Genomic DNA, 12,335 nt, shown 5'->3' on the forward strand with positions numbered 1-12,335 from the left:
CGGGGTTCGGCAACCGATGCAGACCTATGTCGCCCTTCTCTACAGCATCGTCCTGGGAGAAGGGCGCCGGGTCGTGATGTCCGACCTGAGGGCGATGGCGGAAGGCCTCGGGCTGAAGAATGTCCGTACGCTCGTGGCGACGGGCAATCTTGTCTTCGAGGCGCCGGCGACGGACGTCGCCGGTCTCGAGCAGCGTCTGGAGGCCGCCTTCAAAAAAGCTTTCGGCCGCCATGTCGATATCATCGTGCGCGCTGCCGAAGATTGGCTGAGGCTCGCGGCCGGCAATCCGTTTCCGGCCGAGTCCGCCGAGACCGGTGACCAGGTGGCGGTCCGGATAATGCGCAAGCCCGTGCCCGACGATGCGGCGGCAGCGCTCGAGACCTATGCCGCCGCCGATGAGAAGGTGATGTCACGCGGCGGCGACATCTGGGTCGTCTTTTCGCGGGAACGACCGAGTTCACGGCTGCTCGCGGCCGCCAATCACAAACGCCTGGGCGTCGGCACGTCGCGCAACTGGAACACGGTGCGCCGGTTGGCCGAGATGGTAGGAGTAGGCAGTAGGCAGTAGGCAGTAGGGGGAAGCCGTCTGCTTTCCCTACCTTTCCTGCCTACTGCCCCATTTCAGGCCTTCGCCGTCTTGGCGCCGGCACCCACGGCGGCGGTGCGCAGCACGTAGTAGATGATGCCGGCAATCCCGACGCCGAAGAACCAGCCATAGACGCCCCACCAGGATGGCAGCCAGTTGGTGAAGTTCGGCAGGATCGAGGAGAAGACGGCGCCAATGCCGGCAGCGATGAAGGCATTGACATGCCAGCCGCCCTGGAAGCGGAACTCGCCGTCCTCGCGATAAAGCGCTTCGACGTCGACCTCGCCCTTCCGGATCAGGTAGTAGTCGACCATCATGACGCCGAAGATCGGCCCCATCGTCGCACCGATGATGTTGACGAAGGACGCAGCGCTGCCTTCCCAAGGCGCGAAGGGATAGAGCACGAGCGCGATCAGTGCCGCGATGTAGCCGCCCTTCTTGAAGTCGATCTGGCGCGGGAAGACGTTAGAGAAGTCGAAGGCCGGCGAGACGAAGTTGGCCACGACATTGATGCCGAGCGTCGCCACCGCGAAGGTCAAGGCGGCGAGCGCGGCCAGGAACCAGCTGCCGAATTTCGCCGATATCTGGTCGGGGTGCAGCAGCACCTCGTGATAGACGTCGTAAGCGGCAATGGTGGTGACGCCAGCGACCAGCGAGAACAGGATGAGATTGATCGGCAGGCCCCAGATATTGCCCTTGCGCAGCGATGCCTTGTCCGGTGCATAGCGGGCGAAATCGCAGAAGTTGAGATAGAGGGCCGAAAAATAGGTCACCCAGATCGCGGCGACGGCGAACAGCGACGTCCACGATCCCGGCGTACCTGGCACGCCCGCATCCTTGGTCTTTTCGAGCAGCACCTCCATCGGAATGTCACTGGTGAAGGCGAAGGTCCCGGCTTTGACACAGAGATAGACGGCCAGGATCAGCATCATCACCCACACGGCTGGCCCGGCCCAATCCTGGAAGCGGCGCACCGTCTCCATGCCGTTCTGGATAATCAGCAGCTGCAGCGCCCAGATGACCACGAAGCAGATCACTTCCAGCCCGGAGTGGCCGAGGAAATGGGTGTTGGCGTTGAAATCGGCGAACCATTGCGAGCGGATCAGCAGCGCGACAATGGCGCCGGAAGCGGCCGCCGTCTGTGCGCCGTACCAGAAGCAGGCGACGATGGCGCGCACCAGCGCCGGTATGTTGGCGCCCCATATGCCGAACGAGGCGCGGGCGAGCACTGGGTAAGGCACGCCGGTCTTCACGCCGGCATAGCCCACCATGTTCATCAGCGCGTAGATGACGAGCGAGCCGATGCCGATGGCGATGATGAAGTTGACGAAACCGCCGCAGAACAGGAAAAGGCTGGCGGCGAGATAGTAACCCCAGAGGCTGTGCACGTCCGACGTCCAGACGTTGAAGATCGAGAATGGTCCCCAGTTTCGTATCTTGGCCGGTGCGAGATCTTCGTTATATAGATCCGGCGATGCGCCTTGTATCGTCATTGCAATTGTCCCCTTCTTGCAGCACGCGCCCTCACGCGTTGACCGTCAAGGTTACGCCTGACGCGAGGGAAGGGGCAATCGGCTGATTTGCCGGCTTTGGCCTTAAAGATATTCAATGGGGATCGCCATTGTCGCGCGGCATGATGCTTGCCCTCTGATCGGCGAGTCGGGTTCGTGGCGCTTTCAAGCGCCGGCGCGACGACATCGGAGCCGCGGCGGGCAAACCTACCTTTTTTTTGCCAAGCGTCCGTTTTTTATGGAACCAAGTGGATGATTGCGCGTTTGATGGGGTTCGGTCGAACACGTCGCGACCGAGCGGGAGGATATGATGGACTATTTGCATTTTTTTTCGCCCGTGCGGATTTCACGCGGGCAGGGACACCCTATCGAGGAAATCGACAGTGTTGCCGAGGCCATGATGTTTTTGCGTAAATGGCCGACCGGGCGACGTGGCCCTGTCTATCAATGCGCGCTGAACTGCTGCGCGGCCGCCCTGTCGGGGCAGATGTCGGCTGAAGAAGCCAGGAAGGCGTTCACCGGCTTCGCCCGGATCACGCGGCTTCTGGATGACGACATGGCCTTGTCGGTGGGCAGCGAGCCAGCTGGGCGCGTGTACGCGCTGCGGCGGTAACGTTCTGAACCGGCTGTAGTCGAAAATCGGCGCCGACCCCCGGCGCCGATCGACTGTTTGTCCGTTTGCCATGGCGTCGGCGAACGCCTAATGCGGCGCGGCCCAGGATGGCCACCATCTGCTTGTGGTCGGCAACTTCGGAAAGCAGCCAATCCTGGAAAGGCGGTCCCCCGTCTTGTTCGCCGCAGTTGAAAGACTATCGACCAGGTCGCAAAACGGCGTGCCGCTCTCCTGCGGTGTAGCAAGGGGGTGCAAGCTTCCGATTTCTTGGAGCGATTTCGCCCAGCACTCGAAAAAACGAGAAGACAGCACTTCAGGCCATAGGATTTGGCAGGCGCAGAAGGACCGCCTTCAGACTTACTGCTCGAGCGAGGGGCTTGCCTACTTCGCATATGTCGCCGATATGAGGATTGGTGGCCATACCGCCCGCATCAACCAACCAATTGACGCAAAAAATGTCGAGATACCAAGAGCATAAGGTGGCAATCGCCCCGATGATGGATTGGACGGACCGCCATTGCCGGTTCTTCCATCGCCAGCTGACTCGCCGTGCGTTGCTCTACACCGAGATGGTGGTGGCGGACGCGGCCATCCAGGGCGCGCGCGAGCGCCTGCTTGGTTTTGATGAGGCGGAACATCCGGTCGCGCTGCAGCTCGGCGGCTCCGATCCGGGGAAGCTGGCCGAGGCGGCGCGCATTGGCGAGGCTTTCGGCTATGACGAGATCAACCTCAATGTCGGCTGCCCGTCGGACCGCGTCCAGTCCGGTACGTTCGGCGCCTGCCTGATGAAGGTGCCTGACCTCGTCGCCGACTGTGTCGCGGCGATGAAGGCGGCCGTGACCATTCCCGTAACCGTCAAATGCCGCATCGGCGTCGACGAGCAGGATCCCGAGCCGGCGCTGGATGCGCTTGCAGACGGCGTTTTCGCGGCCGGCGCCGACGCCCTTTGGGTGCATGCGCGCAAGGCATGGCTGGAGGGGCTGAGCCCCAAGGAAAACCGCGACATCCCGCCGCTCGACTACGGTCGCGTCTATCGGCTGAAGACGAGAAAATCGAGCGAATTCATCGGCATCAATGGCGGTATTCAATCGCTTGAAGAGGCGCGGACGCATCTCCAGCACCTCGACGGCGCCATGCTCGGCCGCGCCGCCTACCATACTCCAGGCATTCTGACCGGCGTCGATTCCATGTTTTATGGAGAGCGGACCGTTCCCTTCGATTTCGCCGCGCTGATCGACGTCATGGCCGGCTACGCCGCACGCCATGTCGAACAGGGCGGGCGGCTCGGTCATGTCACCCGCCACATGGTCGGGCTATTCCATGGATTGCCTGGTGCCCGCCGCTACCGCCAGATCCTCTCCACGGATGCAACGCGCCCCGGCGCTGGGCCGCAGGTGCTGAAGACGGCGTTCGCTGCGGTCGACCTCAGCGGGGCGGTCGACAAGGCCGCCTGAACCGCTTTTGCCGAACGTCAATCCCGGAGGGTCATCCGGTCGCCGCGCACGTCGAAGCCGGACAGCGAACTGATGAAGTTCATGCCGAGCAGGCTCTGGCCAAGCATACCGGGTGCCGCGACCATCACCGGCATATTCTTTCGCACGATGCCGCCGATGGCCAGTTCGTTGGTTTTCACAGCCGCGGCGCGCGCCGTGCCGTTGGCGGTCGAGACCGGTATGGTGAAATCGAGAGCGGCGGGATTGATCCCGGCTGCCTGGGCGTCCTGCGACGTCAACACGGTGCTGGTCGCTCCTGTGTCGACCACCGTGCGCACTGGCGCGCCGTTGATCAGGATGCGCGCCTCGAAATGGCCATTGTCGGCCTTGTCGAGCGTCACGGTGGCATGGCCGTCCTCAATGCCCAGCGCCAGCGAGCTGCCGGGAACGAGCCCAGCTGTTACCCGGCTGGCGAAGTCCTGCAATTCGTAGCGATATTGGTAGCCGGCGATCAGCGCGAGCGCGATCGCCGCCCATGCGCCGAGATTGCGCGCCATGGCGCTGAGCGGGCGGCCCGACCTTAGCAGGCCGGCGCCGATGAGCGCGCCGAAAGCGCCCAGCCAGATCAACCGGCCGAAATCATCGTTCTCGACGCCGAGCGTATTGCCGGCGGAATCGTTGAACATCAGCAGCACCGCGCCGACGCCGATGACGAGCATCAGGATCCAGAACAGGCGGTTCATGTCGGCAATCCGTTCACGAGAGCGCGTCGCGTTCCCGTGCCATACGGGTGCGGCGGGTTTCGCGGCGCGGCCGGCGCTCGACCGTCTCCAGCCTTGCAGGCAGTTGGGCCATGACGTCACGGCGCGCCTGCGCCGTCATGTCGATCCAAGCGCCGATCTCGTCCCGGGTGCGGCCGCACCCGAAACAGAAACCGGTCTTCATATCGATCGAACAGACCAGAATGCATGGGGATTCGATGGCCGTCATGAATGTTTCCTTGGCTGACTTCCACATGGTGCAACGGCATGGCCTTTGCAAGCCCTCGGGAATGCGTCGCCCACGGCCGCTTTTACATCAGGCGCGGGAGGTTGTGCCGGCGCACGAGGGCGGCTATGCCGCTGCCATCTGCAAGGACGATTTCCACGACATGACCAGAGCACAGCCCTTCGACGATTTCCGTAACCTGCTGGCCAACCTGCCGGCGGCCGACACGACAGCCGAGGCCCGTGTGCGAACGCTGTTCGCCAAGGCGGACAAGCCAAGGAACTCGCTTGGTCGCATCGAGGATATCGCTGCCTGGCTGGCAGCATGGAGCGGCCGTGCGCCGCCGGCAGTGACGCGGCCTCTGGTCGCGGTCTTTGCCGGCAACCATGGTGTTGTCAGGCACGGCGTCTCGCCGAGAGCCGTGGCGGCGACCGCCAACGCCGTCGAACTGTGTGCGGCCGGCGGTGCAGCGATCAACCAGGTCTGCGTCGCCAACGACCTCGGGCTGAAGGTTTTCGATCTCGCCTTGCATATTCGGACAGCCGACATCACGCAGGATGCCGCACTCGACGAGCGGGGTTGCGCCGCGACCATGGCCTTCGGCATGGAGGCGATCGCCGGCGGCGCCGACCTGCTTTGCCTCGGCGATCTGGGCGTCGGCAATTCCACCGTCGCCGCGGCCCTGTTCGCGGCCGTGTTGGGCGGCAAGGGCGCCGATTGGGTCGGCCCGGGCTCCGGCGCCGATGCGGCGATGCAGGCGCGCAAGGCGGAGGTGGTCGATGCGGCACTGGCTTTCCACGCCGGCCATCTCGATGAGCCGTTGGAGGTGCTGCGCCGGCTCGGCGGCCGCGAGTTCGCGGCGATAGCCGGCGCCATCCTTGCGGCACGGATGCAGAGAATCCCTGTGCTGCTCGACGGAGTTGCGGCAACGGCCGCGGCGGCAGTGCTGCATGCCGCAAATCCTGCGGCACTGGATCATTGCCTGCTCGCCGGCCTGTCGCCGGAACCCGCGCATGCGCAGGCCGCCGAGCGCCTTGGCCTTCGCCCCTTGCTTGACCTCGGCGTCGGCCACGGCGAGGGAGTAGGCGCGGCACTTGCCGCCGGCCTAATCAAGGCAGCGGCACTGACCAGTTCGGGCATGGCCGCGGCCGTTCGCGGCTAGGCCGAGCATTCGTCGCTCATTCCACGCATGAGGCGCGTCAACGCCGACGCGCCGCGACCGCCGCGGTCGGCAGGGCCGGGAGTTCCTCCATTACCCGGCTCAGCGGGAAGATGGCAATCGCCTCTGTGCCTTCGCGCAGCTTGGAATGAAGTTGGAATTCGCCGCCATGCATGGCGAGCAGGCCCTGCACGATCGGCAGACCAAGTCCGGTGCCCTGTTCGGCGCTCTTGATGGCGATCGAACCCTGGCCGAAGGCCGAAAGCACTACCGGGATCTCGTCTTCCGGTATGCCGGGGCCGTTGTCCCTGACCGAGATGTATTGTCCGCCGCCGGCCGTCCAGCCGACGCGCACGCGGATTTCGCCGCCGGTAGCGGTGAACTTGATCGCGTTGGACAAGAGGTTGAGGGTGATCTGGCGCACCGCGCGCTCGTCGCCGAACAGGCGCGGCAAGGCATGTTCGAAATCCTGAATGACGCGGATATCCTTGTTGCGCGCCTTCAACTCCATCATGTGGCAGCAATCCTCGACAATGCCGAGCAGCATCACCGGCTCTTCATTGAGCTGGTACCGGCCGGCCTCGATGCGCGACAGGTCGAGGATCTCGTTGATGAGGTCGAGAAGATGCTGGCCGGATTCGTGCACGTCATGGGCATAGTCGCGATAAGTGGGATTGCTCATCGGCCCCAGCACTTCGTTCGACATCACTTCGGAAAAACCGAGAATTGCGTTGAGCGGCGTGCGCAATTCATGGCTCATCGAGGCAAGAAAGCGCGATTTGGCCAGATTGGCATCTTCCGCGCGCCGCCGCGCCTCGTCCGACATCGATTTCGCGGTCTCGACTTCGGCGATCAGTGCGTCCTTTTCGGAGCGGAACGACAAAAGCATCAGGGAGGAGCGGTTGAGGTTCCGCGCGATATAGGCAAAGAAAGGCAGCGAAAGAATGAGCAGTACGGCCATGATCGCCCCGACCGGCATCCACAGCCTTATTTCGGCGTAGGCGTAAAGCGTCACCGGAACAGCGAAAGTCGCCAGCAACGCCCCGCGCAGGGATGAGGCCATGATAGCGGTTCCGGCCATGGCAAGCAGCAGCACCACGGCCTTGACCACCTGAAACTGGTCGACCGCGCAGGCACCGCAGCCGAGCCAGACGAACCAGCCCCAGCCGAGGCCGCACAAGAAATGTGCGAACAGGAATTCTCTCTGGGTTTGCAACGGGTTGAGATCGGACGCTTCCATGCGTTCGACGCGGCGCGCCATGAAAGCCAACGTCGTGTAGCAGGTCAGGGTGAACAGCGCCCAGAGAATGATCTCATTGCCGATGCCGGCCAGCCGGCCAAGCGCGGCGATCGCCAGGACAAGCAGCGGAATGGCAATGGCCCCGCTGGTCATCGCGCGCGCATGGAGTCTCAATAGTTCGCGATCGAAATCCGGATTGCCGGCCTGTTGCGAAAGACGGTCGCGCGTCTTGCGCACCGCGCGCGCGACATCGCTGTTGCGATGGCGTTTCCTGCGGTCCACAATGAATTTGTCCGCTGTGTTCGAGCGTTGCAAAGGCATGAAGACTTCAATTTATGCGGGCGGCATTTCAAGGTGTTAAGCTACGTTCGAATGATTAACCAACCGTTTGCCATATGAGCCGTTCCTGGTCGCAAGGACCGCGCCGGCGGTATGCTGCGCCGCGCCCGCGAAGCCCATGGCGCAAATTGCTGGACTATGGGCTGACGGTCATCGTTCTGGGGCTGCTGATCGTGCTTGCGGCGCGCCTCGATCGCGTGGAGACGCGAAAGACACAGGGCGTCGCCATCATCAATGATGGCGACTCGATCACGCTCGGGGCCGAACGCATCCGCATGCGCGGCATCGACGCGCCGGAATACACCCAGACCTGCCGCAAGAACGGCGCCGATTATTCCTGTGGCACGCTTGCGCGCCAATCTCTGGTGCGCCTGATCGCCGGCAGGCCCGTCATCTGCAGCGGCTGGCAGCGCGACCGGTACGGCCGGCTGCTCGGCGATTGCAAGGCCGGGGACACCGATCTCAACCGCGCACAGGTCGAGGCAGGCTGGGCGGTCGCTTTCGGCGATTACGAGAGCGAGGAAGCGATCGCGCGCGCGGCAAGGGCCGGCATCTGGGCAGGTACATTCGACCAGCCGCAAGATTGGCGCGACAGCCACCATCGCGAGTCCGTCGAGAGAAAACATGGCACGCTCGCCTCCATCGACGATGCCGTGCGAGAGATCTTCCGCTTCTGGTAAGCCGGCGGAAGTTGAACCCTGCCATCACCGGCAAGAACTGGAGGATCGAATGAAGCTCTTCGACGGCGGCCGGGCGCCCAACCCAAGACGGGTTCGCATTTTTCTGGCCGAGAAGGGAATCGCGGTTCCGCTGGTGTCCGTCGACATGGGCGCGCTGGAACACAGGCAACAGGCGGTCAGCTCGCGCAATCCACTGCGGCGACTGCCGGTGCTGGAGCTTGACGACGGCACCGTCATCACCGAGTCCGTCGCCATCTGCCGCTATTTCGAGGAACTCAATCCCGAGCCCGCACTGTTCGGTCGCGGGGCGCTCGGCAAGGCGCAGGTCGAGATGTGGCAAAGGCGGATGGAATTCAACCTGCTGACCTGCGTCGCGCAAGCTTTCCGCCACACCCATCCGGCCATGAAGGAATGGGAGATCCCGCAGATTCCCGAGTGGGGCGAGGCCAACAAGCCGAAGGCAATCGAATTCCTGCGACTTCTCGACGACGAGCTGGGAACCCGCGAATTCGCCGCCGGCGACGCCTATTCGATCGCCGATATCACCGGGATGATCGCCATCGATTTTATGAAACCGGCGCGCATCAAGGTGCCGGACGAGTGCAGCAATGTGTTGCGCTGGTATCGGATGGTTTCGAGCCGGCCGAGTGCTGCGGCCTGAGGATGACTGCGGAACTCGAAAGCTTCGCCGCGACGGTTCGCTCCTGCCGCATCTGCGTCGACAATCCGATCGGCCGGCCACTGCCGCACGAACCGCGCCCGGTGCTGCGACCCTCGTCGAATGCCCGCATCCTGATTGCCAGCCAGGCGCCGGGAACCAAGGTGCATCTGTCGGGCATGCCGTTCACCGATGCTTCGGGCGACCGGCTGCGAGACTGGCTCGGCGTCACCAGCGAGGAGTTCTACGACACCGAGAAGTTCGCTATCGTGCCGATGGGCTTCTGTTTCCCCGGCCAGGACGCCAAGGGCAGCGACTTGCCGCCAAGGCGTGAATGCGCGCCGGCCTGGCGCGCGCCGTTGATGGGGCTCATGCCGCAGATCGACTTGGTGCTGACGATCGGCATCTACGCGCAGTCCTGGCACATGGGTGCCGCGCGGCGCCCGTCCCTGACGGAAACGGTGAGGGACTGGCGCTCCATCTGGGAGAAATCCGCTGGCCAGAAGGTGCTGCCGCTGCCGCATCCGTCCTGGCGCAACACCGGCTGGCTGAAGCGGAATCCCTGGTTTGAAATGGATTTGCTGCCTTTCCTCAGGTCGGAAATCCGCTATCGCCTCGGTTAGACATTCAGCAAGAAACCACCGGCTTTTCCGCCAATCAGCAGAATTTTTTTCTTGTGAAAGGCTATAATAACGCCGATTATGGCCAATCCATTCCTTCAGGAGCTTTCAATGGACCGCCTTGACCGAAAAATTCTCCGCCTCCTGCAGGAGGACGCGACGCTCGCGGTCGCAGATGTCGCCAAGAAAGTGGGACTGTCGACGACCCCTTGCTGGCGGCGCATCCAGAAGCTCGAGGAAGAGGGCGTCATCAAGCGGCGTGTCGCCATTCTCGATCATGAAAAGGTCAATGTGCGGGTCACCGTCTTCGTCTCGATCCGCACCAATTCGCACAGCCATGAATGGCTGCGGCGCTTTTCCGAAGTCATCCAGGAATTCCCCGAGGTGGTCGAGTTCTACCGCATGAGCGGCGATGTCGACTATCTCCTGCGTGTCGTGGTGCCCGACATTGCAGCCTATGATGCCTTCTATAAGCGGCTGATCGCCAAGATCGAGATTCGCGACGTCTCGTCCTCCTTCGCCATGGAGCAGATCAAGTACACGACCGAAATCCCGCTCGATTACATGGTGCTGGACAAGGAATCGGGCGCGAACGCGGCCTGAGCGCGCGTGGCCTTGGTGCATGCAAGGTCACGCAAGCTCGCCTTGCTTAGTTCTTCTTTTTGTTGAGGAAAGTCCAAGGCGAGTTGACCGGTAGGGTTATTGTGTCCGGCACGGTGTCGACGCCGGTCACGTCTGCCTTGCGCACGGTATAGCCCGACTGGATGACCGAGACGCCGTCCAGGATGAAAAGCTGGCTCTTCTCCATGCCCGGTTTCAGCGCGCCGGTTACGGAAACCGGCTGGTAGGCCCGCGATATTTTGTAGGGCTGAGCCGGGGTGACCAGGACGATCTGGTTGGGCGGCGGCGTCGGCATGTGGCTGCAGGCGCCGGTCCACGGCACCAGTAGGAATTGATAGACAAGATCGCCTTCGCGATCGACCGGCAACGCATAGCCGGCTATTTGTATGGTCTTGTCCTGCAGGCCGAGGGATAACGTCTCGCCGCGATCGGGCAATTTTGCCGCGATCATCGGCAGGCCAGCTTCTTCGGCAACCGCCTGGGTCGCCGGGCGCAAATCCTTCCAGAATATGTGTGTGGTCTCGGCCGAAGCGAGGGCGGCTGTAAAAGCCGACATCGCGCCCGCGAACGCTGCCATGGCTATCAGACGTTTGGTCATGGGACGTTTTCCTTTGCGTTCGAGTAAAGACACCGCCACCGGCGACGTCAACGCTCGAGCCGCATTACATGCCGGCGAGAACCGGTCATGCCGGCGTCGTGAAAGCCGCGCGCCGCAAACATGTCGCGAAACCCCATGAAACGGTAGCTCGGCGATGCCTCGCCCACCGGATAGGCCTCAATGATATGCGCCCCCTTGGCGAACGCGTGGTCAATGGCCGCATCGAGCAATGCGGAAGCAAAACCGCGGCCGCGCAAAGCCCTTGGCACATAAAAGCAGACGATCGACCATACCCCTGTCTCGCTGTCGTCCTGCCGCTTTGAAAGCCTTCGGTAGGTTTCGCGCGGCGCGACCGAACACCAGGCAACGGTCTTGCCGTCGATCTGGGCGAGGATGCCGACCGGCCTGCCGGCATCGATAAGTGCCATCATCTGGCGCTTTTTCTCATCATTCGGGATGTGCTCGCGGACGGACTGCCGCCACGCCATGCACCAGCAATATTTTGGCGCACCCGGCTGCTCGAACAATATCTCGAAGTCGCCGCGTGTTGCCGGCGTCACCTCCGTGAACCGGATATCGGCAAGATCAGCTTTTTCTGGAGGTGAGCCGTTCCAGCCTTTTGGCATCCGTTAACTCCTTCACGGCGTCCCGGCCGATCCAGCGCGCCGTCTTGTCGGATGATCCGGCCAACTTTTGCGCGAGCGCAAGGGCAGGGGCATGCAGCGCCGCCGAGCGTTTGCCAATCTGCCGCAGCGCCCAGCTGACCGCCTTCCTGACGAAATTGCGCGGATCGCCGGCATGCGCCTCGATCAACGGCAGATAGGCGAGAAACGTCGCGTCCGGCTCCTGCTTCAGATGCACTGCGCTCCACGCCACCATGGCAAAGCCGGCGCGGCGCACGAACTCGCGTTCGTCGGCAGCAAACTCCTCGATCAACTCACGCCGGAACGGCGTTTCAGCAAAGAGATCCGAAACGCTGTCTACGATCTCCCAGGAATCGAAATCGCCGGCCCAGCGGCGGCACTGCTCGGCCGTGATCCTTTTCGGCTCCCCGGTGAACGCCGCCACCAGCCGCGCCTCGCGAACACCGCTGTCCCACAGGGCAAGCGCCCGCTCGTGATTGCGCTTCAGCTTGCGCGCCAGCGGCCGCAAATCCGAATTGCCTACACCAAGCGCCGTCGCGGTGTTGATGCCGAACCGGGCCATGCCGGCGCGGTTTTCCTGCGTGCCTATCGAGCGCAGGTGAGCGACGATGTCGTCCGCGCTCCAGCTCGGGCAGGGCAGGGACAT

The 12,335-nt window shown here is 63.1% G+C and carries 15 protein-coding genes; 8 read left to right on the forward strand and 7 right to left on the reverse strand.

Annotation, left to right across the window (positions count from 1 at the left end; all coding sequences use genetic code 11):
• Nucleotides 1–16: 16 nt before the first annotated feature.
• Nucleotides 17–568, forward strand: a complete 552-nt coding sequence (locus FJ972_RS17805) for a DUF1697 domain-containing protein (RefSeq protein WP_140525221.1) — start codon at nt 17–19, stop codon at nt 566–568.
• Nucleotides 569–621: 53 nt separating this feature from the next.
• On the opposite strand, the gene FJ972_RS17810 is transcribed toward FJ972_RS17805, so the two are convergent.
• Nucleotides 622–2,079, reverse strand: a complete 1,458-nt coding sequence (locus tag FJ972_RS17810) for an NCS1 family nucleobase:cation symporter-1 (RefSeq protein WP_140498646.1) — start codon at nt 2,077–2,079, stop codon at nt 622–624.
• A 328-nt stretch (nt 2,080–2,407) separates the two neighbouring features.
• Here FJ972_RS17810 and FJ972_RS17815 point away from each other — a divergent pair, with 328 nt between their 5' ends.
• Nucleotides 2,408–2,710, forward strand: coding sequence for a DUF982 domain-containing protein (locus tag FJ972_RS17815; RefSeq protein WP_140498645.1), 303 nt, complete (start codon nt 2,408–2,410; stop codon nt 2,708–2,710).
• 455 nt (nt 2,711–3,165) lie between these two features.
• A complete protein-coding gene (gene dusA / locus FJ972_RS17820; RefSeq protein WP_140525220.1) occupies nt 3,166–4,164 on the forward strand; it encodes a tRNA dihydrouridine(20/20a) synthase DusA in 999 nt (332 codons plus the stop codon).
• A gap of 17 nt (nt 4,165–4,181) precedes the next feature.
• On the opposite strand, the gene FJ972_RS17825 is transcribed toward dusA, so the two are convergent.
• Entirely contained in the window at nt 4,182–4,886 is a 705-nt protein-coding gene (locus tag FJ972_RS17825) for a TIGR02281 family clan AA aspartic protease (protein WP_140525219.1), read from the reverse strand.
• Nucleotides 4,887–4,899: 13 nt separating this feature from the next.
• Nucleotides 4,900–5,133, reverse strand: coding sequence for a DUF1289 domain-containing protein (locus FJ972_RS17830; RefSeq protein ID WP_140515375.1), 234 nt, complete (start codon nt 5,131–5,133; stop codon nt 4,900–4,902).
• 160 nt (nt 5,134–5,293) lie between these two features.
• Here FJ972_RS17830 and FJ972_RS17835 point away from each other — a divergent pair, with 160 nt between their 5' ends.
• Nucleotides 5,294–6,292, forward strand: a complete 999-nt coding sequence (locus FJ972_RS17835; protein ID WP_140525259.1) for a nicotinate-nucleotide--dimethylbenzimidazole phosphoribosyltransferase — start codon at nt 5,294–5,296, stop codon at nt 6,290–6,292.
• A gap of 37 nt (nt 6,293–6,329) precedes the next feature.
• Here the strand turns inward: FJ972_RS17835 and FJ972_RS17840 are convergent, their stop codons facing one another.
• Nucleotides 6,330–7,850 carry a sensor histidine kinase gene (locus FJ972_RS17840; protein ID WP_140525218.1) on the reverse strand — a complete coding sequence of 507 codons (1,521 nt, stop codon included), beginning with the start codon at nt 7,848–7,850 and terminating at the stop codon, nt 6,330–6,332.
• A 74-nt stretch (nt 7,851–7,924) separates the two neighbouring features.
• On the opposite strand from FJ972_RS17840, the gene FJ972_RS17845 reads away from it, so the two are divergent.
• From FJ972_RS17845 to FJ972_RS17860, 4 genes are all read left to right on the forward strand, one after another.
• A complete protein-coding gene (locus FJ972_RS17845; protein WP_140525217.1) occupies nt 7,925–8,548 on the forward strand; it encodes a thermonuclease family protein in 624 nt (207 codons plus the stop codon).
• 49 nt (nt 8,549–8,597) lie between these two features.
• On the forward strand, nt 8,598–9,209 hold the full coding sequence (locus FJ972_RS17850) for a glutathione S-transferase (protein ID WP_140525216.1): 612 nt from the start codon (nt 8,598–8,600) through the stop codon (nt 9,207–9,209).
• Entirely contained in the window at nt 9,149–9,829 is a 681-nt protein-coding gene (locus FJ972_RS17855) for a uracil-DNA glycosylase family protein (RefSeq protein WP_140525215.1), read from the forward strand. Before FJ972_RS17850 ends, FJ972_RS17855 begins: the two co-directional genes overlap by 61 nt.
• A 108-nt stretch (nt 9,830–9,937) precedes the next feature.
• Nucleotides 9,938–10,429, forward strand: a complete 492-nt coding sequence (locus FJ972_RS17860; RefSeq protein WP_006205209.1) for an Lrp/AsnC family transcriptional regulator — start codon at nt 9,938–9,940, stop codon at nt 10,427–10,429.
• Between the two features lie 46 nt (nt 10,430–10,475).
• Here FJ972_RS17860 and FJ972_RS17865 read toward each other — a convergent pair whose 3' ends face one another.
• From FJ972_RS17865 to FJ972_RS17875, 3 genes are read right to left on the reverse strand one after another with little or no spacing between them, the layout of a single operon-like run.
• Complete coding sequence (locus tag FJ972_RS17865; protein ID WP_140498637.1) at nt 10,476–11,045, reverse strand: DUF3299 domain-containing protein; 570 nt, start codon at nt 11,043–11,045, stop codon at nt 10,476–10,478.
• 47 nt (nt 11,046–11,092) lie between these two features.
• Nucleotides 11,093–11,671, reverse strand: a complete 579-nt coding sequence (locus FJ972_RS17870) for a GNAT family N-acetyltransferase (protein ID WP_140525214.1) — start codon at nt 11,669–11,671, stop codon at nt 11,093–11,095.
• A complete protein-coding gene (locus FJ972_RS17875) occupies nt 11,631–12,335 on the reverse strand; it encodes a DNA alkylation repair protein (RefSeq protein ID WP_140525213.1) in 705 nt (234 codons plus the stop codon). Before FJ972_RS17875 ends, FJ972_RS17870 begins: the two co-directional genes overlap by 41 nt.

Source organism: Mesorhizobium sp. B2-1-1 (genome assembly GCF_006442975.2).
Taxonomy (GTDB): domain Bacteria; phylum Pseudomonadota; class Alphaproteobacteria; order Rhizobiales; family Rhizobiaceae; genus Mesorhizobium.

Bases quoted from the DNA above. Each gene is read 5' to 3' on its own strand.
- FJ972_RS17875 (WP_140525213.1), bottom strand. From the start codon at position 12,335: ATGTCCCTGCCCTGCCCGAGCTGGAGCGCGGACGACATCGTCGCTCAC.
- FJ972_RS17815 (WP_140498645.1), top strand. From the start codon at position 2,408: ATGGACTATTTGCATTTTTTTTCGCCCGTGCGGATTTCACGCGGGCAG.
- FJ972_RS17830 (WP_140515375.1), bottom strand. From the start codon at position 5,133: ATGACGGCCATCGAATCCCCATGCATTCTGGTCTGTTCGATCGATATG.
- FJ972_RS17870 (WP_140525214.1), bottom strand. From the start codon at position 11,671: ATGCCAAAAGGCTGGAACGGCTCACCTCCAGAAAAAGCTGATCTTGCC.
- FJ972_RS17840 (WP_140525218.1), bottom strand. From the start codon at position 7,850: ATGCCTTTGCAACGCTCGAACACAGCGGACAAATTCATTGTGGACCGC.
- dusA (WP_140525220.1), top strand. From the start codon at position 3,166: ATGTCGAGATACCAAGAGCATAAGGTGGCAATCGCCCCGATGATGGAT.
- FJ972_RS17810 (WP_140498646.1), bottom strand. From the start codon at position 2,079: ATGACGATACAAGGCGCATCGCCGGATCTATATAACGAAGATCTCGCA.
- FJ972_RS17850 (WP_140525216.1), top strand. From the start codon at position 8,598: ATGAAGCTCTTCGACGGCGGCCGGGCGCCCAACCCAAGACGGGTTCGC.
- FJ972_RS17825 (WP_140525219.1), bottom strand. From the start codon at position 4,886: ATGAACCGCCTGTTCTGGATCCTGATGCTCGTCATCGGCGTCGGCGCG.
- FJ972_RS17805 (WP_140525221.1), top strand. From the start codon at position 17: ATGCAGACCTATGTCGCCCTTCTCTACAGCATCGTCCTGGGAGAAGGG.
- FJ972_RS17835 (WP_140525259.1), top strand. From the start codon at position 5,294: ATGACCAGAGCACAGCCCTTCGACGATTTCCGTAACCTGCTGGCCAAC.
- FJ972_RS17845 (WP_140525217.1), top strand. From the start codon at position 7,925: ATGAGCCGTTCCTGGTCGCAAGGACCGCGCCGGCGGTATGCTGCGCCG.
- FJ972_RS17860 (WP_006205209.1), top strand. From the start codon at position 9,938: ATGGACCGCCTTGACCGAAAAATTCTCCGCCTCCTGCAGGAGGACGCG.
- FJ972_RS17865 (WP_140498637.1), bottom strand. From the start codon at position 11,045: ATGACCAAACGTCTGATAGCCATGGCAGCGTTCGCGGGCGCGATGTCG.